The organism is Sphingobacterium sp. B16(2022), from assembly GCF_012030425.1.
Classification (GTDB): Bacteria; Bacteroidota; Bacteroidia; order Sphingobacteriales; family Sphingobacteriaceae; genus Sphingobacterium; species Sphingobacterium anhuiense.
In genome coordinates, this window is sequence record NZ_JAAUVN010000002.1 from 1 (window position 1) to 25,908 (window position 25,908).

A 25,908-nucleotide genomic window follows, 5' to 3' on the forward strand; every position below is an offset into this window, starting at 1 on the left:
ACTAGCCACGAGATGAGACTTCCTTATAGGGCCGTAGTAGACTACTACGTTGATAGGTTGCAGGTGTAAAGGTAGAAATACCATAGCTGAGCAATACTAATCACCCGAAGCTTTCTCAAGCAACGCAAACACTGTTGTCTTCCTCTTTTAGTTTTTCTTTCAATTGTCTATAGATTACAGGAGTATTTAGTACATAGTATTTAGAGAAGTCTAACTACTACTATCTAATTACTGCTGATCTAACAAAAACATTTTAGGTGCCTATATCGGCGGTGTCTACCTCTTCCCATTCCGAACAGAGAAGTCAAGCCCGCCAGAGCCGATGGTATTGCCGTAACAGGTGGGAGAGTAGGTCGGTGCCTTTTTTTATACAGAAGCCTTTGCTATACAGCAGAGGCTTTTTTGTGTTTAGACCTTTTTTATCAAGATTATCTTATCTTTAAGAATAATTTTGATCAATATGTCACAACCTACTTTTTATAAACTCTTCGCATTATTTATACCCATATGGTTTTCATATGCTAGTCCAGCTCAGGATGTGAAACATAAGAAGCCGAATATTATTTTTATCTTGTCAGATGATCATACGAATAAAGCAATCGGTGTATATGGCAATAAATTAGCAAAAACTCCTAATATTGACCGGATCGCTAATGAAGGTGCTTTATTTAATAATTTTTTTGTAACCAATTCTATTTGTGGTCCCAGTCGAGCAGCGCTATTAACGGGTAAATATAGTCATGTGAATGGTTTTATTTCAAATGACAAAAAATTTAATATTAATCAGTTTATTTTCTCCAGATCTTTAGCTGAATCTGGATATCAAACTGCATGGATAGGAAAATGGCATCTGGAAACATTACCTCAGGACGCATTCAGTTATTGGACTATTCTTCCTGATCAAGGTCATTATTTTAATCCAGATTTTATTACACAGACGAATGATACGGTTAATCATAAAGGTTATGTCACAGATATTATTACAGACCTTTCAAAGGACTGGATAGAAAAAAGAGATAAGGATAAACCATTTTTTCTTGTAATTGGTGAGAAAGCCACACATCGCGAGTGGTTGCCTGCATTAGAAGATCTCGGAGCATATGATGATGTTACTTTTCCAGTTCCGTCAACTTTCTACGATACTTATGAGAATAGGAAAGCTGCAGCTCATCAGGATATGAGTATTTCAGGAACAATGAAACTGGGCTTTGATCTGAAAGTAAATGTTGATTATGAAACCGACTGGATTTATAGCCGATTGGATAGCGAACAACGTAATGCTTACCGTGCTTATTACGATGATCGGATAAGTAAAGAATTCAATGATAGAAAACTAACCGGTAAGAAGCTCGCAGAGTGGAAATTTCAACGTTACATGCGCGATTACTTCTCTACAGCTAAGGCGTTGGATCGTAATATCGGAAAGATTTTGAATTTCTTGGATGACAATGGTTTGGCTGAAAATACGATTGTTATTTATGGTTCGGACCAAGGGTTTTATTTAGGCGAACATGGATGGTTTGATAAGCGCTTCATATATGAAGAATCTTTGAGAACTCCTTTTATGATCCGCTATCCTAGGGTTATCAAAGCGGGTACAGTCATTGAACAGCCTGTTTTGAATATTGATTGGGCTCCCACATTGTTAGCGATGGCAGATGCTCCTGCTTCAAAAGAAATTCAAGGAAAATCTTTTTTTGATCTTTTAAAAAATGATGAAGTATCTTGGCGCGATCGAATTTATTATCATTATTATGAATATCCACAACCTCATCGTGTGATGCCACATTTTGGTATCAGAACTACAAAGTTTAAGTTGATTCGTTTTTATGGAGAACAAGATTTTTGGGAACTTTACGATCTTGAGAAAGATCCTCAAGAATTGAATAATATTTATAGTGAGGTTGAAAATAGCGAACTATTAATTGCATTAAAAAAGGATCTGGCAATATCAATTAAAGAATACAAGGATGATCTTGCTGCAGAGATAATGAGTAAATAAAACATCTACCTTTTTTTTGTACTTGTATTGACTTTTTAGGGATATGTATGGTACTTTTAGAATTCCTATATCGGATTTATTTTGCCAAGATTATAACTATGACAGCATATATGGCTTTTGCTGGTTGATTAGTTCATCCAATTATTAAGGTTAATCTGATCTCCTATTTAGTTGTAATTTATTATGTCAGATTTATTTGTTGTATAAACTACTTTATAAACAGGCTGTTATGAGATAAAACAGCTGTAATTTTTATCTATGGACTCTTTTGGTATAGTATTTGGCTATTTTCTGAAAAGAATAGGTTATTTATGAAGGCAAAATTTGCAATTTTTTTGGGAGGGTTAATGTTATTGCTGTCTGTTAGTTCTTGTGTAGGATATTATCATGATCATGGTCATAGACCTCAACGGGGGCATCATCACGGTCACCATAAGAAAGGACATAATAAAAATTACAAGAAGGGGCATAACAAGCACCATAAAGGTAATGGAAGAAATAGAGGTGGACATTAACATAATAAGGGGATATATAATCCCCTTATTATGTTATGATATAATGATCATTTCTGACTGCTTAGATAGATTCTCTAATGGTAATCTCTGCATCTAGTTCTATCGTTTCGTAGACAATTTCTCTCTTTTTTAATCGAAATTCTAGGATATGAATCATTTTTTCAAAAGCTAATTTTCCTATTCTTGTAGCTGGTTGAGAAATGCAGGTCAATGGTGGATTAAAAGAAAAGGCATAATTCGTATTTGAAAATCCAATAAGGGCAATTTCCGATGGAATTTTAATTTTTTGTTGTGCTAATAAACCTATTGTACGATTTGTCAATAAGTCTGTAGCAGTAAAAATGGCATCAGGACTTTTATTGTCATTTTTTAATTCTTCTAATTTATTTAGGATTTGCTCTTCAACGATTTGAATTTGTGATAGATCGCATCTCAGTAATTTTTTGTCATCAAATGGGATGTTATTTTGTTTTAAGGCCTCCTGGAAACCTAGAAGTCTTTCATTTGTAACACCATTAGCAACTCCTGTAATGTGCAGTATATTGCTGTAGTTTCTATCAATAAGTTCTTGCGTTGCTTTTTGTGCCGCTTTTTTATTATCAATTCCTATTTTGAAGGTTTGTAAATTATTATTGATACGATCGAAGATAACAATAGGACAGTTGCTATTATGTAGTTGTTGTAAATAACTTAAGTTAGCACTATCTGATACAGGGGAAATTAATATACCATCAACGCCTTTAGAATATAGAATATCAATACATTTTTTTTCTACTGCAGGGCTTTCTCGACTTTGCATAATAATGATATTGTATTTCTGAAAAAGCGAGGACTCTTCTATTCCTTCCAATATTTGTGAAAAGAATGAATTACTGATAGTCGAAACAATAACTCCTATAATATTGGTTTTACCGGTTTTTAAACTTCTAGCTAATGCATTATATTGGTAATTATGTTTATGGGCATAAGCAATGATCTTCTCTTTTGTTTCTTTATTTATTTCGTAACTATCGGATAAGGCTTTGGAAATGGTGGGAGCTGATAAGTTTAGCGCTTTTGCGATATCTTTAAGAGTTAATCTTTTCATAATTTCCTAATATAACTTATAAAGATACTAAATTGTGTAAAGATTCGATCATTGTAAGGGACATAATGTGTTTCCAATAATTAAATCCTATGAAATCTTTCTATCTTTGTATTTATGAGTACATTATTAGATATAGGACAAAAGCCATATAATCATTATGGATCTTACTTGAAAAAGAAATATAATGGTCAACGCGTATATAAAGTCATTGTGGATGGGAATTTTACTTGTCCTAATCGTGATGGAAGTAAGGGGTATGGTGGTTGTTCATATTGTAATGTAGATTCATTTACTCCCGAATCTGCACGTAAATTGCCTACAATTCGTGAACAGGTGGAAGAAGGTATCAAAAGAGCGCGAGAAGGGTATCGTGCTGATAAATTCATTATCTATTTTCAACCCAATACGAATACTTATGCCCCTGCACATTTTTTGAAGGCGATGTATGATGAGGCTTTAGCAGTTTGTCCTGAAGATACTGTTGGTCTTTCTGTTGGAACTAGACCAGATTGTATTGATTTTGAAAAGGTAGCTTTGTTAGAAAGTTATTGTGATCGTTATGATGTTGACCTGGAAATGGGAATGGAATCAATTTATGATGAAACTCTGGATAGAATTAATCGTGGTTGTTCTCATGATGAATTACAAAAAGCACTTAAATTAGTTGAAAATAGTCCATTGGAAATATGTGTACATACAATTTTTGGTTTCCCTTGGGAATCGCATGAAATGATGTTAAGATATGCTGATGAAATAAATAAACACCCGCAGATTAAATTTGTGAAGTTACATCATCTGCATATTGTTGAAGGATCGATCATGGGCGTTCAGTACAAGCGTGAACCTTTTCATGTTTTCTCCATTGATGAATATTGTGACTTTCTAGCAGAATTTATTCCACTATTGCGACCGGATATTGTTATTCAACGATTATTTGGGTTGGCAGATCAAGATTTACTGATTGCTCCAAATTGGGGAATGAAGAAATCAGCTATTCAAACGTACATAGATAAGGCTTTGGAACGTAAAGAGGCCATACAAGGCTCGAAATATATAGGATAAAAAAAGGTTGCTATAATTATAGCAACCTTTTTTTATTTTTCTATGATTGATTTTAAATCGGCCGGAGAGTAATTGATCGATTTTAATGTTTTGTTATCTTCTGTTCTGAATACTAAGAATAGACCATCTACTTCTTTATAGTAACTATCGACACCTTTTGAATTTTTGTAATGTGCTATTGTTGCTTCAGCCTCTTCAATGGATTGACAGGCTTTACTCATGTTTGAACGTTGCACTTCTTCGAATAGCTCATTAAATTTGTCTTTTAAACCAAATTCAAGTACAGCACCTGCTAACACATACTGTATATCACATAATGCATCTGCTACTTCTACAAGATCATTGTTTTGGATAGCTTCTTCCAACTCTTTTAATTCTTCAGCAATAAGAGATACACGTAATGCACTGCGTTTTTCACTTGGGATTGTTGGTTTTTCTAATATCGGATGCTGGAAAACTTTATGAAATTCGGCTACGGATGTTAATGTTTTTGGATCAGTCATGTTATATTTTATTTTTACTAAATTATGCAATATAATCTAATTTAAAAATTGAGTCAAATAAAAAAAGCAGCTGTGAAGCTGCTTTCTATATAAAGGAGTAAATATTAAATTAAATGTTTCAATTGAACTAGCTCGCGCTCTTCAATGTATCTCCAACGACCTCTTGGTAAATCCTTTTTAGTCAAGTTAGCATATACAACACGGTCTAGTTTTACTACTTCATATCCTAACGATTCAAAAATACGTCTTACGATGCGATTTTTACCACTATGGATCTGAACACCAACTTCTCTTTTACTTCCGCCAGTTACGTAGCTTAAATCATCAGGTTTTACAAAACCATCTTCCAGTTCAAGACCGAAAACAATTTTATTAAAATCACCTTGTGTTAAGCTTTTATTCAATTCTACGTTGTAGATTTTACTGATGTTATTACGAGGGTGCGAAAGTTTTTCAGCTAAATTACCATCGTTTGTCATTAATAATAAACCAGTTGTATTTCTATCTAAACGACCTACTGGATAGATACGTTCTTTAGTAGCTTTTGAAACTAATTCCATTACTGTGTGACGCTCCTGAGGATCTTCGGTAGTAGTAATGTAATCTTTAGGTTTATTTAATAGGACATAAACCATTTTTTCACGTTTCAAACGCTCACCATTATATTTAACGTCGTCTTTAGCTGGATCTACTTTAGCACCTAATTCAGTAACGGCTTCACCATTAACACTAACAACGCCAGCTGCGATTAATTCATCTGCTTTTCTTCTAGAACATACTCCAGAATTAGCGATATAACGATTTAAACGAATTAGGCCGTCATTTTGAGAAGATTTTGAACGTTGAGGTCTTTCTGTTGATCTTCTTTCAGTAGAACCCTCTTTACGATCTTCGTCATTATTGAATTTTTTATAAGAAGATTTATATTGTCTATCTGATTTGTCTCTAGCTGGACGTTTAAAGTCAGTTTGATCACCATCAGATTTTTGAAAAGATTTGCCTTCTTTGTTAAAAGGTTTGTCAAAAGTTCTTTTTCTGTCGGAGCTATCACCTTCTTTTCTGAAAGGTCTCTCACCGCCAAAAGATCTACCTTCTTTGTTGAAAGGTTTGTCAAAAGTTCTTTTTCTGTCGGAACTTTCACCTTCTTTTCTGAACGGTCTATCACCACCAAAAGATCTGCCTTCTTTGTTGAAAGGTTTGTCAAAGCTTCTTTTTCTGTCGGAACTTTCGCCTTCTTTTCTGAAAGGTCTATCACCACCAAAAGATCTGCCTTCTTTGTTGAAAGGTTTGTCAAAGCTTCTTTTTCTGTCGGAGCTATCACCCTCTTTTCTGAAAGGTCTATCACCACCAAAAGATCTACCTTCTTTGTTAAAAGGTTTGTCAAAGCTTCTTTTTCTGTCGGAGCTATCACCCTCTTTTCTGAAAGGTCTGTCACCGCCAAAAGATTTACCTTCTTTATTGAAGGGTTTGTCAAAGCTTCTTTTTCTATCGGAGTTTTCGCCATCAAATTTTTTGAAAGGTCTATCACCTCCAAAAGATTTTTTGTCGTTATTATATGGTCTGTCTGTGTTATCTTTATTGCCGAATGATGAACTTCTCGGTCTTTTGTTTTCTTTGAAATTAGAGGATCTATCATCCTTTGAACGATCGCCTCTTGGTTTGAAGTTTTCTGAGGTACTTCTTGAGTTTTTGGACTTGTCATCACGACTGTTCCTTTTATTGCTGAATGGCATCTTATTACTATAAAATAATGTGAACGGCAAATTTACCCATAATTTTCTTTTTTTCTAGAAATAAATTTAATTTTTTTTTTGAGGGATGAAAAGTTACAAAAAAATCAAGCTTGAAACATGTTTAAACCTTGAAAAGGTTAAGTGTTTGTTTTTTAAGTAAATAGTCTTTATCTTTGTAGCCTTGAATTTGTACCAAGCTATTTTTTGATCGATTTTATCGTGGATAGGGTAGCATTAAGGGAGTGAATGTTTAGAAAAAAAGTATTATGTTGTAGTCTGATTTTGTCGGCGTTAGTGTTGTCAAAATTGTACTCAAACCCAAACACAATTGCTGCAGGTGATGATAAGATCATTACTGTGAAAGCGCCAAGTAATCTTTCTAATGGGGAAGATGAAAAGGAGAAAAATGAAAATAATGATAATAATCATTATTTGAGTTCGTTGACATTTGCCAATGATACGTTGCCGATAAATCGGCCACATGTTGAAAGCAAGTTGTTGCGATATTTTAAAAACTTCTCTTTCAAAAAGAGAGGCTCTTACAGTCTACATAAAAAAGCAGAGGCCTATCTGCCGCAGATTGAGAAGATTTTAGCATCCTACGGTATTCCTGAAGACTTTAAGTACGTTCCATTGGTAGAAAGTGGATTGGATCGAGGAGTCGTTTCTTCTAAAGGGGCTGGTGGCTACTGGCAGTTTATGCCTGCAACTGCTAGACTTTATGGATTGAAAGTGAATGGAAATGTTGATGAGAGACGAGATTTGACGAAGTCTACTCATGCCGCCGCTAAGTACATTAAATCACTTTATAAGCAGTTTGGAAACTGGACTCTTGTAGCTGCTGCTTATAATGTAGGTGGAGGAAGTTTAAAGGGTTCTATTAGACGCCAGAAAGAGGATAGTTATTACAATTTAAAGTTGAATAATGAAACTGGTTCTTATGTCTATAAGTTGATTTCGATGAAAGAGATTATCGAGAATCCTGAAAAACATGGTTATACGCGCTATGCGAACCGATCGGATCAGAAAGATCCAAATGAGAATATGTTATAAGAAAAAGGCTTGAATTATATAATTCAAGCCTTTTTTTCTAGTGTCTGTTCTACCTATCTTAGGTCTACAATTTCATAACCGCTGTATTTGCTTTTGTTAAAGCTAAATAAACTGTTATCCAAATTCTTATTGGGAACCTGACTCTTAATCGTGTAACTGTATTGACCACCGTTTTTATCATAGATAGTCGCATCATATATCAGTTTTGTTGCTCTATTGATGCGGAGTTTTATCTTAGAATAGTTCTTTTTACTATCAGTTGGTGTTAAATGAACGACATTTAAAAGTGTGTTTCCAGCTTTTTCATTTGCAATCAAGTTATATTTAAATCCGGTTTTATAAAAGCTAAAAATATTACTGGGATCTATTGCATCTGTGCTATTCTCTATTGCTGCAATCTGAACTTCTTTTTCTTCTTTCAAAATAGTATATAAGCTCTTTGCATCTGATATCATTTCTTGACTATTCATCGTAATATGATATCTATTGTTTTTCTTATCTAAATAGAGTGTCCCTGCGTCGGTGTAGGCAGATTTATTTGAACCCTGAATTGCTGAAAATGAAAACTTTGCTTGTACCGTTTGATAACTATCATACTTTTTACTGACTTCTGTCAATATTTTTTTTGCAGCAGCATCTTGTTGTGCCAGTGCTGGAGTTGCGACTGCTAAGGTTATGAAACCTAGCATGATGCCCATTGTTTTTTTCATCTTTTAATCCTTCCTTAATGTTTCTAAAAACTGTTCTAAAGAATATTCATCGGGATAGAGTACTTCACGGGCCTTGCTTCCTTCAAAAGGACCAACGATTCCTGCAGACTCTAACTGATCAATTATTCTCCCAGCTCTATTGTACCCCAGCTTTAATTTACGCTGGATGAGTGATGTTGACCCCTGTTGATGCATAACAATTAGGCGTGCCGCTTCTTCGAATAATTGATCTCTATCTGAGAAATCAAAATCTGTAGAACCTGAACCATCGCCACTTTCATCAACATATTCAGGTAGCATAAATGCGGATGGATATCCACGTTGACCTCCGATAAAGTCAGAAATCATTTCGACTTCTGGAGTATCTACAAATGCACATTGAATACGAATCAAGTCACTACCTGTTGATAAAAGCATATCTCCACGACCAATTAATTGATCTGCACCTCCTGAATCTAAAATAGTACGTGAATCTACTTTAGATAATACGCGGAATGCCAAACGTGCCGGGAAATTGGCTTTAATCGTACCTGTAATGATATTGACCGAAGGACGTTGGGTGGCAATTACCAAGTGAATACCAACCGCACGTGCTAATTGTGCTAAACGTGCAATGGGTGTTTCAACTTCTTTACCAGCTGTCATCATCAGATCGGCAAACTCATCTACAATAAGAACTATAAAGGGTAAGAATCGATGACCCTCCTCAGGGTTTAATCTGCGATTGACAAATTTTGCATTATATTCTTTCAAATTACGTACTTGTCCATTTTTTAGCAAGTCATAACGTTGATCCATTTCAATACAAAGGGAGTTTAATGTGTTGATAACCTTCTTTGTATCTGTGATAATAGCATCTTCTTCTCCTGGTAATTTCGCGAGAAAGTGTCGCTCTATTTTTTTGAATAAAGAAAGCTCTACTTTTTTTGGATCGACCAATACAAACTTTAATTCTGCAGGATGTTTCTTGTACAGTAGCGATGTTAAGATCGCATTGATACCTACGGATTTACCTTGTCCTGTAGCACCGGCTACCAGTAAGTGGGGCATTTTAGCTAAATCGGCAATATAAACTTCATTCGAAATTGTCTTCCCTAAGGCGATTGGCAAGTCCATATCCGTCTTTTGGAATTTTTCTGTTGCAATAATTGATTTCATGGAAACCATTTCAGGATTGCTATTAGGAACCTCGATACCAATAGTTCCTTTTCCCGGCATCGGAGCAATAATACGGATACCTAAAGCCGCTAAACTCAGTGCAATATCGTCTTCTAGATTTTTAATTTTTGAAATACGTACTCCAGGTTTAGGAATGATTTCATATAATGTTACCGTAGGACCGATTGTAGCCTTGATATGTTCAATCTCAATATTATAATTACGTAAGGTGTCAACAATTTTATTTTTGTTGGCCTCCAGCTCTTGCTGGTTGATCGTGATTTTTCCAGTTCCATAATCTTTTAATAGATCTAAGGTTGGATGTTGATATCCTGATAAATCTAATTTAGGATCATACTGACCGAATTGTGCAACTAGATCATTAGCCGTAATCGTCTTTTCTTCTTTAGGTGATTCTACTTCTAATTCATGACTTTGTACCGGCTTTTCTTCTACAATAGGATCTATTTGAAGAGGTTCGTCTACCGTAAATGAAACGGTATTTTCATTCATTATATTCGTATCCTCATCCGCTGGAGTTGGTTCTTCGATTTCGAATGGGATGAGCACTTTGTTCTCAGGTTTTATTTCCGAAACAGGTAAAATGATTTCTTTATGAGGAGGAGTGAATTCTTCATTTAATTGAATATCAGCATTTCTACTCGATTGAAATCTGTCATTCAGACTAGGTGCAGGTGTATAGGTTTCCCTTCTATTAATTAATGGTTCAGATACTGATGGTTCTGTTGTACGGATGGAGTTTGTGTAGTTTGTTTCTTCTTCTTCCGTATCAAAATTTTCATCTTCCTCATCTTGTTTTTTACGCGAGTCAAAAATACTAAATTTTAGATCTAGGTTATATACCAGTATCAATGTCGTCAAATAGGCAAAGATTAAAATTCCGGCAACACCAACTGTTCCAATTTGAGCTTCTAATAATTTATTAGTCCAGAAACCAAACTTACCTTCTAAAATGTGAGGCACTTTTGTAATGAAGCTATGCAAGAAACCTAATGTAACAGATATAAATACGATCGCGATAAAAGAGTATATAATGGTACGGTAAACTGGTAATATTGATTTTTTGTACAATAATTTATATCCGATTACAAAGAAGACCAGTACAAAGAGGAAGGACGCAATGCCGAACCAATTGTAAATAAATTGGTTTGCAAACAATGCACCATATTTTCCCAATCTATTTTGTACTACAGGTAGTTCGATATCGGGATTGTCAATTTCTTCCGCTGTATTCATCACTACGCCCCAACCACCATTATTGGTTGCAATATAGCTTTGATCTTCAGACCAGGTGAATAAATATGAAACAAAAGCTATCCCCAATAATATCGCACATAGTATCAGGAAAGCCCCTAAAATTTTAATTAATTTTTGTTGCAGTTCTGATAAGTCTCTAGCGGGAGCTTCTTCTTTATTTTCTACTTTCTTATTATTGGGAGCTTCTTTTTTCTGACTCCTTTTAAATGTTGTATTAGCGCTAGATGGTCTAAATGTATTTCCTTTATTTGACATGAATTTTCACAGTTATCCTTCATACAAACTTAAGTATTTAGGAGGAAATTTAATTGGCTTACTAAACCTTTTATTTTTTCTTGTAGCATTTTGTTTCTAACATACGTTTTTTAATGAGACGATCGTTGAATTTTGTTGTAAATAAAAAATGAAAATGAAAAAAGCATTATTTTTTGGAATCAGTATAATGGTTTTTATGCTGACATTAAATTCATGTAATAAGCTGGATGATGATTACGCTTATGTGGAAATCTCGGCTGTGTCTGCTGTGAATGCTGTACCTGGATCTGAAGGATTAGATATTGGTCTCGACCAGAATAAATTGAATAATAACTGGGAGGGTGTTTTCTCCTTTAATCGCGTTTTGAGTTATAAAAATGCGTATCCTGGTAGTAGACTCGTGCGGGTATTTGATCCGAAATCAACTCCTGGTGATACAGCACTAGTGAGTAAAAAAGTAGATTTTACTCCAGGCAAATTTTACAGCCTCTATGTGATCGGTAAAGATAAAGTTGATGTATTGGCTACTGAAGATGATTTTGGAACTTTGAAAACAGGATATGCAAAATTTAGATTTATGAATTTGAGTCCTGAAGCATCTAAGTTGACGCTTACATTAAATGATGTTGATAGTTTAGCTGTTAAAGATAAAGCTTATAAAGAATTGGCTCCTTTTAAGAATATTAAAATTGCTGATGTATATAAACTGAAAATAAATGGTGTTGGTATGACTGAACTGTTGGGAGATTTTAAACCTGAAGATAAGGAAGTTTATACCATTTATGCCGCAGGTTTGAAGTCAAGTAGCGATACCAATAAAAAATATAGCTTCCAAATCGTTAAGCATAAATAAGTAGAAGATCTGGTTATAATTGTGGTTGATTATAATAACTAAGCCTGTTCTGAAAAGAACAGGCTTTTTATTTATCTTGCTGAATTTAAACGAATGGGAAGTAAATATTTGACATTGACCGGTATACCTCTTTGTCGCCCTGGTTCCCATTTTTTCATCTTTTTAGCGACTCTGATTCCAGCTTCACCGGCTCCATAGCCTATATCTCTTTTAAGTTTAAAATCGCGGGGTTCTCCACTTTTATCGATAACGAATTCGATCTCTACTACACCGTGTACACCAGCACGCAGTGCTTGCGTAGGATAATTATAATTTTGACCGATGAAGCTCATCAGTGCTCTAATACCTCCTGGATAAGTAGGTTCTTTCCAGCCTGTAATTGAATCATAAGGTGTTTTATTGCCTATTGAATCTGTGGTAATGCCTGAAATCAGTTTCCCTTCTATGAAAGTTTCTGTAAAGGTATATCGCTTTCCATTAAAGTGCCCCTTCCAATCACCTTGTTTTTTGTGATTGACATAGTTACCTTCTTCGTAACTATAGGAGTTATCTGATACGGCGAAACCATTGCCATCTTTTAGCAGGATCTTTCCTGTTGAATCTGCGTAGGCTAAATAAAGTGTTTCTTCAATTTTATATTTACCTTTTTTATCGATCGCAAAGGGATAATATAGAATAGATTTTATTTTACCATTTTGATGATAGTAGAATGCCGTATCGATCTGTTCTGAATAATTTGAATACATCTGCTCTGATTTGAGATTCCCATTTTCAAACATTTCGTATTTCTTACCTTTAAATTTTGTTCCGGAGATATTGGTTACTTTTCCTTGCAATTTGAGTGCATTATTAGAAAGATAAAATTCTTCAACTAAGGTATCTTTTGTATTTTGATCTGGAATGCTGACAAGACGTACATAATATGCTTTATCTAACTCTTTTGTTACTTCGTTATTTTTTGTATAAAGTGTTTGAATGTTTACTTGTGCATAACTAAAAGTACACGTTATAAGATACAGCAGGCTTATTAATGCGATTTTTCTCATCTAACTTAATGTCTGTTTGGATATGTAATTTTTTTTAAAGTGTAAAGATAGTAAAAGTTCATAAAATAAAAATGACCGATCAAGTCGGTCATTTTTATTTTATGTAATTAAAAAAGTTTATTCAGCAATAATTAAATAGTAGTTTTTCTTTCCTCTTTGTGCAATGATATATTTATCATTAATCAAGTGAGAAGCATTGATTACTTGTTCAATATCTGTCGCTTTTTCGCGGTTGATTGACACACCACCACCTTGTAGCATTTTACGCGCTTCACCTTTAGAAGGGAATACCTGTGTGTTGACTGCTAGTAGATCTAATATGTTAATACCACTGCTCAAAGTTTCTGGTGAAACATTGAATTGCGGAATACCTTCGAATACATCTAAAATAGCTTCATGATCTAATCCATTTAAGAATTCAAGCGTACCATTGCCGAATAAGAAATCAGAAGTTTTGATTGCTGTTTCATATGCTTCTTCCGAGTGTGTACGAATAGTAATGTCTTTTGCTAAGGCTTTTTGTACTGCTCTTGTATGTGGAGCTGCATCGTGCTCGGCAATGATGTTATCAAGTTCTTCTTTAGATTTTAAAGTAAAGATCTTAATCCAATTTTTAGCATCATCGTCCGAAGTATTTAACCAGAACTGGTAATATTTGTATGGTGATGTTTTCTTAGGATCTAACCATACCGCTCCGGATTCAGTTTTACCAAATTTTTGGCCATCAGCTTTTTTAATTAACTGTGTTGTGATAGCAAAAGCAGTCCCTTGATCTTGGCGACGGATAAATTCTGTACCCGTTACGATATTTCCCCACTGATCGGAACCTCCCATTTGTACTTTACAGTTGTGATGTTTCCATAGATAATAGAAGTCATATCCTTGAATCAATTGGTACGAGAATTCTGTAAACGAAAGGCCGTTTTCACCTTCCAAACGTTTTTTTACAGAATCTTTAGACATCATATAGTTAACAGTAATTAATTTACCAACATCACGAATAAAATCTAAAAATTTGAAATCTTTAAACCAATCGTAATTGTTAACCATTTTGGCATCATTTTCACCTTCTCCAAATGCAAGGAATTTACCTAACTGAGTTTTCAAACAATTCACATTGTGATTTAATGTGTGTTCGTCCAATAAGTTACGTTCTGCAGATTTGAATGAAGGGTCTCCAATCATTCCTGTTGCACCACCAACCAAAGCAACAGGCTTGTGTCCTGCATTTTGGAAGTGTATCAACGTCATGATTTGTGTCAAGTGACCTACGTGTAAAGAGTCTCCTGTTGGATCAAAACCAATATAACCAGATACCTTTTCTTTATTTAGTAAGTCCTCAGTTCCGGGCATAATGTCTTGAAGCATGCCTCTCCAGCGTAATTCTTCTACAAAGCTCATTGTGTAAAATGGGTTAAAAATTTTTAATATAAGCCACAAATATAAGAGATTAAGCTGTATATTGAGTGAATATTTCTCGTTAAATGACTACGGTAGGTATAAAAATGCTGTTATGAATTTTTTATCACACTTTTATTTTGAACGTTTTGCGACGACTCCTGAAAGAGTTGTTGGTAGCTTATTACCTGATCTATTGAAAAATGCCGATAAGGCTTTTATCCTCAAACCCAATAATTTTGAAGATCAGATAGGAGCCAAGCCGTTACAATCTGAATTACTTAAAGGGTGGAATGGGCATATTGAAGTTGACCGTCTGTTCCACAATTCGGATTACTTTTTCCACCATACACATGAGATCAAAGAATCTGTCAAGAATGAATTGATCGGACTTCCGATTAGGCCTTCTTTTTTTGCGCATATCGCACTAGAACTGTTATTAGATCATCTTTTAATTGAACATAAAGCTGTTTCTATTGCTAAGTTTTATACCGCCCTTGAGCGGGTAGACCGTAACTCTTTAAGATCTTTTCTAGTTACTAGTGAACTAAAGGATGTCGCGAAGTTTGATACTTTTTTTGATAGATTTATTGCCTCTCAGTACATTTATGAATATACGGATCTGGCACAGGTTACCCGTGCGTTATTTCAGATTTGTAAACGTTTATGGTCTTTTGATGTTCATGAAGATCAAGTTTTATCGGTAAGCAGTAAATTAAGCCTTTATGTAAAAGAAAATATGAAGGATTTTCATGACATCTATCAATATATTCATTATGAAATGATAGATTTTGAATAGTATTTGTGATGCATTACTATTATCCGTATTATTTTTTTTTATTTTCGTAGCAAATTACTTAACATATTAACATAAACTACATGTTTAAAAGACTTTTTCGTAAGAAAAGTGTTGATCAGATTATCTACGACTCGCAACATGGTGAGGGTTCAGGACTTGCAAAGGTACTCGGTGTAAGAGATTTGGTTTCACTAGGTATTGCGGCTATTGTCGGTGCAGGAATTTTCAGCACAATCGGCCTAGCAAGCTATGAAGGGGGACCTGCGGTTTCACTTCTGTTTATTTTTACAGCTTTTGCCTGTGTTTTTACGGCTTTGTCTTATGCTCAGTTTGCCAGTACAGTTCCAGTTTCGGGAAGTGCTTATACTTACGCATATGTTGCCTTTGGGGAATTATTTGCTTGGATTATCGGATGGGCTTTAGTTTTGGAATATGCCGTTTCTAACACCGTAATTGCAATTTCCTGGTCTCAGTATTTTGCTTCAATGCTGGAAGGGTTTGGGATACATATACCCGCTTGGTTATCGATGGCTCCTGGCTATGCATTGGACGCATCACAAAAGCTTGCTGAGCACGGTGCAAATGCATTGACGGCAGCAGATAAGCAGGGATTAGAAGCTTATTTAAGCGCTCCGCGAATCGGAGGAGTACCAATCATCTTTGATCTCCCTGCAGGTATTATTACTGTACTAGTTACTGCTTTAGTCTATATTGGGATTAAAGAATCACAACGTGCTAGTGCGATCATGGTTATGATCAAAGTCGGGATTATATTGGCTGTAATTTTTGGGGGTATCTTTTATGTGAAACCGGAAAACTGGACACCTTTTGCTCCAAACGGAATGCACGGTGTTATGGGAAGTGTTGCGGCTGTGTTTTTTGCTTTTATTGGTTTTGATTCGATTTCAACGACTGCAGAGGAATGTAAGAACCCGCAACGTGATTTACCTAAGGCTATGATCTGGTGTTTGGTAATCTGTACGGTCTTATATGTCGCTATAACCCTCGTATTAACTGGTATGGTTAATTACACGGAGTTGAATGTAAAAGATCCTTTAGCTTTTGTGTTTAAGTATGTTGGGTTTGATTATATGGCTGGTGTTATATCGGTTACTTCCGTAATTGCGATTACAAGTGCATTATTGGTGTACCAATTGGCGCAACCGAGAATCTGGATGACGATGAGCCGGGATGGGCTGATGTCTAAACGCTTTGCACGTATACATCCTAAATATAGAACCCCTTCTTATGCAACTATAGTAACAGGTATCGTTGTGGGAGTTCCATCATTGTTTTTTAAGATGGATTTTTTTGTCGATTTAACAAGTGTAGGTACTTTCTTTGCCTTTATTATGGTATGTGCGGGTGTTCTTTATATGGATTATTCTGGATTATCTGAAAAGTCAAAATTTAGAGTTCCTTATGTAAATGGTAAATATTTAGTTGGTCTAGGCTTACTGGGTGCTATTGTTTTGATGTGGATTTATGGACAGGCAATCCTATTAGAATGGAAGAACCTGACTTTTATGGAGATAATCGAACATAAGGTGTTGATCATTATTTTTTGGTTAACCTGGTTAGGACTTAGCATTTATAGTTTTAAAATGAATTTCTCTTTATTGCCGGTAACTGGTATTTTGATTAATCTTTATTTAATGACAGAATTGGGAGCGAGTAACTGGATTATCTTTATTATTTGGCTTATTGGTGGATTAGTTATTTATTTCCTTTATGGATATAAGCACTCGAAATTAAATAAAGAAAGTATTTCTTAACGTGCATCATGCTACTAGATAAAAAAAAGCTCTAAACATTGTTTAGAGCTTTTTTTATATCTGCTAGAATCTCCAGAGAAGGATTCTGCCAACTTTATTTCCCTGTTCCATTCGGATGACTTCCATTTCGGTTACATTCAGCTTTTTAAGCTTGTGTTGTAAACCTCTGATATCTTCGCGGTGAGCTACCAATGTCGAAAACCATTTTACTTGATCTTTATAAAATTGGCTTTCAAAAATCATTCGTCCGATAAAAGCTTTTTCGCCACCATCGCACCACAGTTCGCTTCCTTGACCTGCAAAACTTTGAACGATATTTTCTTGCTCAGCGGGCTTTAAACTTTTTATTTTGCGGTCTGCTTGTGCCAATGCTTCTAATTGAGAGGAAAAGAATGGTGGGTTACAGATCACCATATCATATTTTTCATTTTCGAGAATGATATCCTTGAAGATAGCTTTGGGGTTATTCTGTAATCTAATCTGCACATTGTTTTTAAGTTCTGGATTTAACCGAACGATTTCAATGGCATTTTTGTACGCTTTCTTTACAATTTCTGAACCTACAAATGACCAACCGTATTCGTGATGACCGACAATTGGGTAGATACAATTTGCGCCAACTCCGATATCAAGGATTTTAACTTGTTTTCCTTTTGGAATTTCATTATTGTTGCCTTTCGCTAATATGTCAGCAACGTAATGAATGTAGTCTGCCCGCCCTGGAATAGGAGGGCAAAGGTTCTCTTTAGGAATATCCCAATATTGAATGTTATAGTATTGCTGAAGCAATGCTTTATTTAAATGTCTTACTGCTTCTGGATTTGTAAAATCTATTGTTTTTGTTCGGTAATCGTTAACAAAAATGAATGGTTTGAGTTCAGGAACGACTTTGATTAATTTCGCAAAATCGTATGCATCAAGATGTTTATTTCTAGGGTGAAGTTTTTTTGTGGGAGTTGTTGCTGTTCCTGCCATAATGTTGTATTTGATGCAAAAATAAGCTTTTATTTTAAGAGATCGCTGAAATAAAAAATAGCTGGTGGTAAATGCTCAATAAAAAAACCTCCAAGCTGTGTTTAACTTCTTGGAGGCTTATGGTATAAACAGGATACTATCAGTTGTTTTTCCGCTTTAAATCTATGGTTGTTGTTTGCGGTAAACTTAGTGGTACGCGTTCTATAGTTACAAAACTAGCATCTAAACCAAATCCTTTTTCTTCGGATAGACTTAATTTTTTAAGATAACCATATATCTCCATGATAATACGTTCGGACCAACTTAATTGATTTCCTTTTGAGAGTACTTTTTCTAATACAACAAATTTAAAATCTCCTGGGATTTTGTGTTTCTTTAAAGTATCGTACTGGCTGGTAATATCAATTTCACCTTTTTGCACCATATCTTCCACTACTTTGCGGAATAGCAAACTGATACGTTGCTCCTCCCTAAAGCCTAGTTTGAAATCTATACGAATTAGTTTTCCAGGAATTAATTGATCGATTGTATACTCACGTGTGTGGGGATGATCCATAACATCAACGTGAACCAACCAGTACACGTCGGCACGTTTTGGTTTTTTATTTAATATCGAATAAATTATTTTGGATTCAATTTCTGATTTGAAGTTTGCACTTGTTAGATACACTAAATGTGAAGCGTATGGAGGTACAGACTTGTCTTCGCTCAATTCTGAAATGATCGGATAGTACTTATCGATATTGATGAAGTTAACAAATCTGTTTTTAATACGTCTGGCACTCCACCAAGCGTACATAATGAGAAATAGAAGCGATGCTAATAATAATGTAAGCCATCCTCCATGCGCAATTTTTACACCATTTCCGACTAGAAACATCAATTCTAATATTAAATAGAAGCCTGTAAATAATGCAATGAAATATTTATTGACTTTTTTAGCTGCAAGAAAGAAAGTCATCAAAATTGTTGTCGTTAAGAATGTCAAGTTGATGGCCAAACCATAGGCGGCTTCCATATTACTAGATTCTCCAAAAATTTTAATGATCAGCATACATCCAGCCCACAAAATTAGATTGATGGAAGGAACATATAATTGGCCTTTATGATCACTTGGATAGCGAATAGCAACCTTCGGCCATATATTTAAGCGTACAGCTTCCGAAATAAGGGTATATGACCCTGAGATCATGGCTTGACTGGCGATTACTGCAGCCATGGTTGCAATCGCAATACCGTAACCAAGAAACCAATGTGGCATGATGGCATAAAAAGGATTATTTTCTCCTAGTACTTTGCCTTCTTGTGTCAATAACCAAGCACCTTGACCAAAGTAGTTCAATACGAGTGTTAGTTTTACGAAAATCCAGCTGATGCGGATGTTTCCTTTACCACAATGTCCCATATCAGAATAGAGAGCTTCTGCTCCTGTTGTACATAGGAATACAGCACCAATGATGAAAAGGGCATTCGGATATGCTATGAGTAGTTTAATAGCATAATAAGGATTAAGCGCCTTTAATACTTCATATTCAAGATGAATATTACTAATACCTAATACTCCGATGGTAGAAAACCAAACGAACATCAGTGGACCAAAGATTTTACCAACTACCGATGTTCCAAAGCGTTGGATAGCAAATAATAAGGTAATAATTGTTACCACAATTGGAATTGTTGGTAGACCCGGATACTTAATGTCTAATCCTTCAATCGCCGAAGAGATGGTGATGGCAGGTGTAATCATGCCATCTGCAAGGAGAGTAGCTGCACCGATCATTGCTGGAAAAATCAACCAAGGTGCTCTTTTACGTACCAATGAAAAAAGAGAGAGAATTCCTCCTTCACCTTTGTTGTCTGCCTGAAGGGTAATCAGGACATACTTAACAGTTGTTTGTAAGGTAACTGTCCAGAAGACACATGATAATCCACCCAGAACAAGGTCTTTGTCAATGACACCTTTGTTCATAATGGCTTTGAAAACGTAAAGTGGAGAGGTACCAATATCTCCAAATATGATCCCTAAACTAATTAGTAGACCAGCAAGACTTACTTTTTGTGCGGTACTTTGATGACTAGTCGTCATTTTTTTATTTGATTTAAGTAAAAAAACCTTCATTTTAACACGAATATGAAGGTTCGTTGCAATAGAAAAACTCGTGCCAAATTTTAGCAATTAGTTTGACAACGGCAAATCTTGTTAAAAATTGTTAAATGGCAAATTTTTATTCAATATAAGTTAATAATATCTAAACAAATAACCTACTTTTGTTGTTGATAAATTGATTGGGAAATATTATATTTGATTTAAACTATAACCGATCTAAGAAGTCCTATATACAAATGAAAATTATTATTAAAAAAATAGCTTATTTAGGCCTGCTCTGTGTGATTACGCTGACAGGAAGTTTAGGCTATGCATCTGTATTGCATACTTCGAATTCTACTGAAACGGCCAATAACGATGGACTATCTTATTTGGATAAGGCTGATCATCTGGCTTATTCTATGGGATTAACCGCTAATTCTGATAATACGAAGGAAGTAGATAAGCTGATTAATAATGTTAAAGTTTTTTATAACCCGATTTCAGAACAAATAAGTTTATCATTTAAATTAGGGAAACAAAGTTCAGTTGCGATTAAAGTGATGGACGCACTTGGAAATGAAGTCGTTCAGTTAATGAATGGAAGTTTAGATGCTGGTAATCAAAATCTTTCTTTTGATCCAACTGGTAAACTTAATTCAGGATTTTACTTTATCCGTGTTGTTTCTGGCTCAGAAACTGTTGTAAAGAGATTTTCTGTGCGTAAATAGAAATTAGAACGATAAAAAATATAAAAGGCTTAAATGATATCATTTAAGCCTTTTTCGTTAATTAGGAATTTCACTTTCTTCTATCCACAAGCCATCCGATTTAATGATGTTGATGAGCTCGTCTAAAGCATGTGCTGAACTTACATTTTTCTTAACAACTTCTTGTCCGCGATAAAGTGTAATCTTATCAGGTCCGGCTCCTACATAGCCATAATCGGCATCAGCCATTTCACCTGGACCGTTAACAATACAGCCCATAATACCTATTTTTAATCCTTTTAAATGATTTGTTCTATTTCTAATCATCTGCGTGGTCTCTTGCAGATCGAATAATGTACGTCCACAGCTTGGGCATGATATATATTCTGTTTTAGAAATTCTAGATCTTGTTGCTTGTAGAATTCCAAATGATAAGGATACTATTTTGTCCAAAGGTGTTGCTGGCGAATCAATCCAAACTCCGGATCCAAAGCCATCAATTAAAAGTGCTCCTAAATCGGTCGCCGCGTATAACTGAAGTTTCGAAATTGGTTCTTCCGGATTCATGAAATCACCTATTGGTCCAGAAAATGCCACGGCTTCGTAGGTTCTTTTAATGATAACCGGGTTATCTAAGCCAATTTCTTGAAGATTTTTGAAGAATTGTCTTTGTTCTGCCATGCCATGAACTGCTGTTGTCTCTAAAAGAAACACAATAGTTTTATCAAGTGGTAGCGTTTCAAATAAACTTGTTACTAAATCTTCGTTTTTAATTTTTACTATATTTAAAGAAGCATCCTTCTCATTAGCTTGATTGAATTCTTCCAGCGTAAATAAAGGGTGTATATTGGCTTTATTTTGAATACTTTTCCACGTGTTGTAATTATACAGTTGTTTTAAATTTGCCGGCATGTTAAAAGATGGCAATTGATCGCCTAGATAAACAAAATCAACCGACTGCTCTCCCATGTGATATTTGTCTAACAGCATATCGTAGCGGTAGCCTGCTTGCGACAAGAAACCGGCATCTTTTAGATTTTGTCTGGATATGTCAACTACCACACGTGGGACCAATGATCCTCCAATAAAAGTATTGACTTCTTTTGAGATATAGGGAGTAGGACTGTTATTGTCTGTTAATTTTAAGATTGGAGGAATCACAGACGTATTGAAATCGTGCTGTCTTTTTGTATATCGATTAACTAAAGCAATAGCAACTGGAGCTTCTTTTTCTGGCTCTTCAGTCAGCGAAACACGTACTGTATCACCTAAACCATCTTCTAATAAAGTTCCTATTCCAACAGCTGATTTGACGCGTCCATCTTCTCCATCACCAGCTTCCGTTACACCTAGATGTAATGGATAGTTCATGTTCTCATTAATCATCTTCTCGACCAGCAGTCTATAGGCACGAACCATCACTTGCGGATTGCTTGATTTCATGGAGATACATAAATTGTAATAATTTAAGTCTTCACAAATTCTGATGAATTCCATAGCCGATTCAACCATTCCTTCTGGAGTATCACCATAGTGACTCATGATTCTGTCCGAAAGGGAACCATGATTGGTTCCTATGCGCATAGCAGTGCCATATTCTTTACAAATATTGACTAAGGGTTTGAATTTTTTATAAATACGGTCTAATTCAGCTTGATACTCACTGTCTGTATAGCTCAGTTGGTCGAACTTCTTCTTATCGGCATAGTTACCCGGATTTACACGTACTTTTTCAACGATTCTTGCTGCAACTTCTGCCGCATTGGGGGTAAAGTGAATGTCTGCTACTAGAGGAACATGATATCCTCGAGCGCGTAATTCTTGCTTAATATTAGCCAGATTATTAGCCTCTTTTATAGAAGGAGCTGTTATTCGTACATATTCGCAACCAGCATCGACCATTCTGATGGTTTGTTCCACAGAACCCATGGTATCCATGGTGTCGATTGTTGTCATACTTTGAATACGTATCGGATTGTCTCCACCCATGGGTACATCTCCAATTTGTACTTCTCTTGTCTTCCACCTTGAATAGGTGGTTTGCGAGTTGCAATAAATACCAGGTAATGTCAAAAGTTTACTTGTGTCCATATCTAATGCAAAGTTATGCATTCTACTGCACTTCTCTAGGGTCTTTTTAGTAGCGGCTAACTGTTACTGAGGTTATACCACCATCAATTGAAATTTTGAATTTATTTTTGGCATTTTCAAAATTAGGACTTGTCAGTATTCCTTTGTCTCCACCTTTTATAAAACTGTCATCAGCATCTACAGTTGACAGTGCCATTTCTGTAATAATCTGGCATGCGACTTCTCTTGGTAATGCTATTTTTATGGAAGAAGCACCGGCGTCAATATTAATATTAGAAATCATTTGTGGATTTCCGAGTTTAAGATCTAGATTACTCGCGCCAGCATCAACTGTAAGATTTTTAATTTTAAAATTTGATAAGTCACCTTGCATATCTGCAGCACCTACGTCAAAGTTTAAATCCCAGATGATATTTTTGTTTAGTTTGATAATGGTGGAATTTCCTTTTGAATCTATTCCTTTTTTTGTTTTTCCACTTAAATTAAGTGTCGCAGCCCCGTCGTTTTTAACATCAGTATTTAAGGACAGAAAATACTTGTCAGATGTATTGGCTGCTTCAAAGAGATTTGCTACGGTTGTATCTTTTAATACCAGCTTGGTCGCTCCTAAGTCAATATTGGCAGTCGCATGGCTGGTATTTATATTTTTTTTGGCAGAGACAGCGTTTGAGGTTCCGATGAAATCTTCTTCATTTTCGGAATCAATATCCAGATCTCTGTTTTCCATGATTCGGGATAAGAAACTTTGGTTAGGTGTTGTGATGCCTATAAAGGTGAATATTGCTAAAATGACGCATGTGGTTCCGATAGATATCATATATCCAATGTCTTTCTTTGGAACAAGAATATTTACGCCCACCAAAATGATTAATAATGGCCAATAGCGAAAAACTTCGAACCAATTAAACTCAATAATATCCATTTTACTTAAGAGTAAGATTACTCCGATGAATAAAAATATAATGCCTGTGGTGATTCTTTTTGCGTCCATAATAAAATTATTTGTTCGTTTGTTTTTAAAACTACAATACAAATGTAATCTAAAATAAATTTTTGATTTTATGAATTAGGTTATTCATGTACTAATCTCGGTAAAATATATGATTTCATCGGTAATTGAGTGATTGTATTTCTTGGGGACGATCTATTTTTAGTTGTTTTGAGTTTATGGTATTCTTATGAATCTTGTATCGCTATCGTAATGTTATGGCAAACCAATTTGTAATATATGGTGTTATAATAGTATATTAGACGTTAAAGAAGAAAAATACTATTTATATATGATATTTCACCATATTGGTTCTTATTTGTTATTGCTGCGGTCGGTTTTTAAGAAACCAGAAAAAGGAAAGATTTATTGGAAGGAAACGATGCATGCCATGAACGAAATTGGTATAGGGTCTTTAGGTCTCATTCTTATAATTTCTACGTTTATCGGGGCAGTTATGACGATGCAAATTGCCTTTCAGTTGGTTTCTGATTTGATTCCAAATTCAATAATTGGTTCCATTAACCGAGATTCCAATATTTTGGAACTGGGACCTACGATTTCTGCTTTGGTGCTTATGGGAAGTGTTGGGTCTTCTATTTCATCACAAATCGGCTCCATGCGTGTGACTGAGCAAATCGATGCCTTAGAGATTATGGGTATTAATGCACCAGGTTACCTTATATTACCTAAAATATTGGCTGGAATTACCATGGTTCCTGTATTGGTTATCTTAGCAATTTTTTGTGCTATTTTGGGAGGACTTATGGGAGGAGCTCTTTCTGGAGCAGTAACACCATCAGATTATATTATGGGAATTCAAGAAGGCTTTAATGGGTTTACTGTTACTGTTGCAATTGTGAAAGCATTTGTTTTTGGGTTTATCATCACTTCCATATCTGCATACAAAGGTTTTACGGTTCGAGGTGGGGCTTTAGAAGTCGGTCAAGCGAGTACTAAAGCAGTTGTTATTGGCTGTATTACAATATTGGCAGCTGATTATTTAATAACGGCACTCATGCTTTAATTTCTTTTAAAATAATTATGATAAAAATAGAGCAGATTTATAAATCCTTCGGAAGTAACGAGGTATTGAAAGGTATTGATGCCACTTTTGCACCAGGTAAAGTAAGTTTAATTATTGGAGGATCGGGCTCTGGAAAAAGTACCTTGCTAAAATGTATGGTGGGGCTACATGAGCCGGACAAAGGTCGTGTTCTCTTTGATGGTAAGGATTTTTCAAAACTTAGTTTTGAAGACCGTATCCCAATTCGAAAGGAAATAGGCATGTTATTTCAGAATTCCGCATTATTCGATTCCATGACTGTGGAGCAAAATATTATTTTTTCATTGGATATGTTTACGGAGATGTCTAAATCTGAAAAATTGGACCGTGCTAATTTTTGTTTGGAACGGGTTAATTTAAAAGGAAGGAATAAACTTTATCCTTCAGAGTTATCCGGTGGGATGAAAAAACGAGTTGGAATTGCTCGTGCAATAGCCATGAGTCCAAAGTATCTTTTCTGTGATGAACCAAATTCGGGTTTGGATCCAGAAACTTCGATTTTGATTGATGAGCTAATCCTAGAGCTAACAGAAGAGTATAATGCGACAACAATTGTGGTTACGCATGATATGAACTCGGTAATGGGTATTGGAGAATATATTCTATATCTCTACAAAGGGCAAAAGTTTTGGGAAGGTTCAAATCAAGATATGATGCGGTCTGATGTAGAAGAATTAAATAATTTTGTATTTGCAAGCCCACTGATGAAGCGAGCAAAAGAAACCATGTAATCTATTCATCATTGCGTATTTGTTTTTAGATTTA

21 protein-coding genes and 2 rRNA genes are annotated in these 25,908 nt (G+C 35.2%); 12 read left to right on the forward strand and 11 right to left on the reverse strand.

Going from position 1 to position 25,908, the window contains the following annotated elements:
- The 4 genes from HCX49_RS10385 to HCX49_RS10400 form a co-directional block, all read left to right on the forward strand.
- Window positions 1-120 (forward strand): 23S ribosomal RNA (locus HCX49_RS10385); the annotation flags it as partial.
- A 133-nt stretch (window positions 121-253) separates the two neighbouring features.
- Window positions 254-365, forward strand: a 5S ribosomal RNA gene (rrf, locus tag HCX49_RS10390).
- A 95-nt stretch (window positions 366-460) separates the two neighbouring features.
- Complete coding sequence (locus HCX49_RS10395; RefSeq protein WP_168127080.1) at window positions 461-2,002, forward strand: sulfatase; 1,542 nt, start codon at window positions 461-463, stop codon at window positions 2,000-2,002.
- A 311-nt stretch (window positions 2,003-2,313) separates the two neighbouring features.
- Entirely contained in the window at window positions 2,314-2,517 is a 204-nt protein-coding gene (locus tag HCX49_RS10400; protein WP_168127081.1) for a hypothetical protein, read from the forward strand.
- Window positions 2,518-2,578: 61 nt separating this feature from the next.
- Here HCX49_RS10400 and HCX49_RS10405 read toward each other — a convergent pair whose 3' ends face one another.
- Window positions 2,579-3,604 (reverse strand): LacI family DNA-binding transcriptional regulator, encoded by a 1,026-nt coding sequence (locus HCX49_RS10405; RefSeq protein WP_168127082.1) that lies wholly within the window; start codon window positions 3,602-3,604, stop codon window positions 2,579-2,581.
- A 114-nt stretch (window positions 3,605-3,718) separates the two neighbouring features.
- On the opposite strand from HCX49_RS10405, the gene HCX49_RS10410 reads away from it, so the two are divergent.
- Entirely contained in the window at window positions 3,719-4,666 is a 948-nt protein-coding gene (locus tag HCX49_RS10410; protein ID WP_168127083.1) for a TIGR01212 family radical SAM protein, read from the forward strand.
- A 32-nt stretch (window positions 4,667-4,698) separates the two neighbouring features.
- On the opposite strand, the gene HCX49_RS10415 is transcribed toward HCX49_RS10410, so the two are convergent.
- Both HCX49_RS10415 and HCX49_RS10420 read right to left on the reverse strand, forming a co-directional pair.
- Window positions 4,699-5,169 carry a nucleoside triphosphate pyrophosphohydrolase family protein gene (locus HCX49_RS10415; protein WP_168127084.1) on the reverse strand — a complete coding sequence of 157 codons (471 nt, stop codon included), beginning with the start codon at window positions 5,167-5,169 and terminating at the stop codon, window positions 4,699-4,701.
- A gap of 104 nt (window positions 5,170-5,273) precedes the next feature.
- Window positions 5,274-6,902 (reverse strand): pseudouridine synthase, encoded by a 1,629-nt coding sequence (locus tag HCX49_RS10420; RefSeq protein WP_168127085.1) that lies wholly within the window; start codon window positions 6,900-6,902, stop codon window positions 5,274-5,276.
- A gap of 246 nt (window positions 6,903-7,148) precedes the next feature.
- On the opposite strand from HCX49_RS10420, the gene HCX49_RS10425 reads away from it, so the two are divergent.
- Complete coding sequence (locus HCX49_RS10425; RefSeq protein WP_168127086.1) at window positions 7,149-7,955, forward strand: lytic transglycosylase domain-containing protein; 807 nt, start codon at window positions 7,149-7,151, stop codon at window positions 7,953-7,955.
- Window positions 7,956-8,008: 53 nt separating this feature from the next.
- Here the strand turns inward: HCX49_RS10425 and HCX49_RS10430 are convergent, their stop codons facing one another.
- Together HCX49_RS10430 and HCX49_RS10435 are read right to left on the reverse strand one after the other, a co-directional pair.
- A complete protein-coding gene (locus HCX49_RS10430; protein ID WP_168127087.1) occupies window positions 8,009-8,665 on the reverse strand; it encodes a LolA family protein in 657 nt (218 codons plus the stop codon).
- Window positions 8,666-8,668: 3 nt separating this feature from the next.
- Window positions 8,669-11,356 carry an FtsK/SpoIIIE family DNA translocase gene (locus HCX49_RS10435; protein WP_168127088.1) on the reverse strand — a complete coding sequence of 896 codons (2,688 nt, stop codon included), beginning with the start codon at window positions 11,354-11,356 and terminating at the stop codon, window positions 8,669-8,671.
- A 154-nt stretch (window positions 11,357-11,510) separates the two neighbouring features.
- Here HCX49_RS10435 and HCX49_RS10440 point away from each other — a divergent pair, with 154 nt between their 5' ends.
- Window positions 11,511-12,209 carry a DUF4397 domain-containing protein gene (locus tag HCX49_RS10440; protein ID WP_168127089.1) on the forward strand — a complete coding sequence of 233 codons (699 nt, stop codon included), beginning with the start codon at window positions 11,511-11,513 and terminating at the stop codon, window positions 12,207-12,209.
- A gap of 71 nt (window positions 12,210-12,280) precedes the next feature.
- On the opposite strand, the gene HCX49_RS10445 is transcribed toward HCX49_RS10440, so the two are convergent.
- The gene (locus HCX49_RS10445; protein ID WP_168127090.1) at window positions 12,281-13,255 is read right to left on the reverse strand and encodes an energy transducer TonB; all 975 of its coding nucleotides are present in this window, start codon (window positions 13,253-13,255) and stop codon (window positions 12,281-12,283) included.
- A gap of 117 nt (window positions 13,256-13,372) precedes the next feature.
- The gene (gene tyrS, locus HCX49_RS10450) at window positions 13,373-14,656 is read right to left on the reverse strand and encodes a tyrosine--tRNA ligase (protein ID WP_132771011.1); all 1,284 of its coding nucleotides are present in this window, start codon (window positions 14,654-14,656) and stop codon (window positions 13,373-13,375) included.
- Window positions 14,657-14,768: 112 nt separating this feature from the next.
- Between tyrS and HCX49_RS10455 the strand changes: the two genes are divergently transcribed.
- Together HCX49_RS10455 and HCX49_RS10460 are read left to right on the forward strand one after the other, a co-directional pair.
- A complete protein-coding gene (locus tag HCX49_RS10455; protein WP_132771010.1) occupies window positions 14,769-15,452 on the forward strand; it encodes a hypothetical protein in 684 nt (227 codons plus the stop codon).
- Window positions 15,453-15,532: 80 nt separating this feature from the next.
- Complete coding sequence (locus HCX49_RS10460) at window positions 15,533-17,227, forward strand: amino acid permease (protein ID WP_132771009.1); 1,695 nt, start codon at window positions 15,533-15,535, stop codon at window positions 17,225-17,227.
- 63 nt (window positions 17,228-17,290) lie between these two features.
- On the opposite strand, the gene rlmF is transcribed toward HCX49_RS10460, so the two are convergent.
- Window positions 17,291-18,202 carry a 23S rRNA (adenine(1618)-N(6))-methyltransferase RlmF gene (gene rlmF / locus HCX49_RS10465; RefSeq protein ID WP_168127091.1) on the reverse strand — a complete coding sequence of 304 codons (912 nt, stop codon included), beginning with the start codon at window positions 18,200-18,202 and terminating at the stop codon, window positions 17,291-17,293.
- Window positions 18,203-18,341: 139 nt separating this feature from the next.
- On the reverse strand, window positions 18,342-20,288 hold the full coding sequence (locus HCX49_RS10470) for a KUP/HAK/KT family potassium transporter (RefSeq protein ID WP_132771007.1): 1,947 nt from the start codon (window positions 20,286-20,288) through the stop codon (window positions 18,342-18,344).
- A gap of 257 nt (window positions 20,289-20,545) precedes the next feature.
- Here HCX49_RS10470 and HCX49_RS10475 point away from each other — a divergent pair, with 257 nt between their 5' ends.
- Window positions 20,546-21,019, forward strand: a complete 474-nt coding sequence (locus tag HCX49_RS10475; RefSeq protein WP_052764493.1) for a T9SS type A sorting domain-containing protein — start codon at window positions 20,546-20,548, stop codon at window positions 21,017-21,019.
- 57 nt (window positions 21,020-21,076) lie between these two features.
- Here the strand turns inward: HCX49_RS10475 and ispG are convergent, their stop codons facing one another.
- Together ispG and HCX49_RS10485 are read right to left on the reverse strand one after the other, a co-directional pair.
- Entirely contained in the window at window positions 21,077-23,089 is a 2,013-nt protein-coding gene (gene ispG / locus HCX49_RS10480) for a (E)-4-hydroxy-3-methylbut-2-enyl-diphosphate synthase (protein ID WP_183917192.1), read from the reverse strand.
- Window positions 23,090-23,135: 46 nt separating this feature from the next.
- Complete coding sequence (locus tag HCX49_RS10485; protein WP_132843025.1) at window positions 23,136-24,080, reverse strand: LiaI-LiaF-like domain-containing protein; 945 nt, start codon at window positions 24,078-24,080, stop codon at window positions 23,136-23,138.
- Between the two features lie 289 nt (window positions 24,081-24,369).
- Between HCX49_RS10485 and HCX49_RS10490 the strand changes: the two genes are divergently transcribed.
- Window positions 24,370-25,104 (forward strand): MlaE family ABC transporter permease, encoded by a 735-nt coding sequence (locus HCX49_RS10490; RefSeq protein WP_021188651.1) that lies wholly within the window; start codon window positions 24,370-24,372, stop codon window positions 25,102-25,104.
- A 17-nt stretch (window positions 25,105-25,121) separates the two neighbouring features.
- Entirely contained in the window at window positions 25,122-25,874 is a 753-nt protein-coding gene (locus HCX49_RS10495; RefSeq protein WP_132771004.1) for an ABC transporter ATP-binding protein, read from the forward strand.
- Window positions 25,875-25,908 lie beyond the last annotated feature (34 nt).

Coding starts and splice junctions, on each gene's coding strand:
- tyrS (WP_132771011.1), bottom strand. CDS start 14,656: ATGAGCTTTGTAGAAGAATTACGCTGGAGAGGCATGCTTCAAGACATT.
- HCX49_RS10495 (WP_132771004.1), top strand. CDS start 25,122: ATGATAAAAATAGAGCAGATTTATAAATCCTTCGGAAGTAACGAGGTA.
- HCX49_RS10440 (WP_168127089.1), top strand. CDS start 11,511: ATGAAAAAAGCATTATTTTTTGGAATCAGTATAATGGTTTTTATGCTG.
- HCX49_RS10475 (WP_052764493.1), top strand. CDS start 20,546: ATGAAAATTATTATTAAAAAAATAGCTTATTTAGGCCTGCTCTGTGTG.
- HCX49_RS10410 (WP_168127083.1), top strand. CDS start 3,719: ATGAGTACATTATTAGATATAGGACAAAAGCCATATAATCATTATGGA.
- ispG (WP_183917192.1), bottom strand. CDS start 23,089: ATGGACACAAGTAAACTTTTGACATTACCTGGTATTTATTGCAACTCG.
- HCX49_RS10435 (WP_168127088.1), bottom strand. CDS start 11,356: ATGTCAAATAAAGGAAATACATTTAGACCATCTAGCGCTAATACAACA.
- HCX49_RS10445 (WP_168127090.1), bottom strand. CDS start 13,255: ATGAGAAAAATCGCATTAATAAGCCTGCTGTATCTTATAACGTGTACT.
- rlmF (WP_168127091.1), bottom strand. CDS start 18,202: ATGGCAGGAACAGCAACAACTCCCACAAAAAAACTTCACCCTAGAAAT.
- HCX49_RS10485 (WP_132843025.1), bottom strand. CDS start 24,080: ATGGACGCAAAAAGAATCACCACAGGCATTATATTTTTATTCATCGGA.
- HCX49_RS10455 (WP_132771010.1), top strand. CDS start 14,769: ATGAATTTTTTATCACACTTTTATTTTGAACGTTTTGCGACGACTCCT.
- HCX49_RS10460 (WP_132771009.1), top strand. CDS start 15,533: ATGTTTAAAAGACTTTTTCGTAAGAAAAGTGTTGATCAGATTATCTAC.
- HCX49_RS10425 (WP_168127086.1), top strand. CDS start 7,149: ATGTTTAGAAAAAAAGTATTATGTTGTAGTCTGATTTTGTCGGCGTTA.
- HCX49_RS10430 (WP_168127087.1), bottom strand. CDS start 8,665: ATGAAAAAAACAATGGGCATCATGCTAGGTTTCATAACCTTAGCAGTC.
- HCX49_RS10490 (WP_021188651.1), top strand. CDS start 24,370: ATGATATTTCACCATATTGGTTCTTATTTGTTATTGCTGCGGTCGGTT.
- HCX49_RS10400 (WP_168127081.1), top strand. CDS start 2,314: ATGAAGGCAAAATTTGCAATTTTTTTGGGAGGGTTAATGTTATTGCTG.
- HCX49_RS10470 (WP_132771007.1), bottom strand. CDS start 20,288: ATGACGACTAGTCATCAAAGTACCGCACAAAAAGTAAGTCTTGCTGGT.
- HCX49_RS10405 (WP_168127082.1), bottom strand. CDS start 3,604: ATGAAAAGATTAACTCTTAAAGATATCGCAAAAGCGCTAAACTTATCA.
- HCX49_RS10415 (WP_168127084.1), bottom strand. CDS start 5,169: ATGACTGATCCAAAAACATTAACATCCGTAGCCGAATTTCATAAAGTT.
- HCX49_RS10420 (WP_168127085.1), bottom strand. CDS start 6,902: ATGCCATTCAGCAATAAAAGGAACAGTCGTGATGACAAGTCCAAAAAC.
- HCX49_RS10395 (WP_168127080.1), top strand. CDS start 461: ATGTCACAACCTACTTTTTATAAACTCTTCGCATTATTTATACCCATA.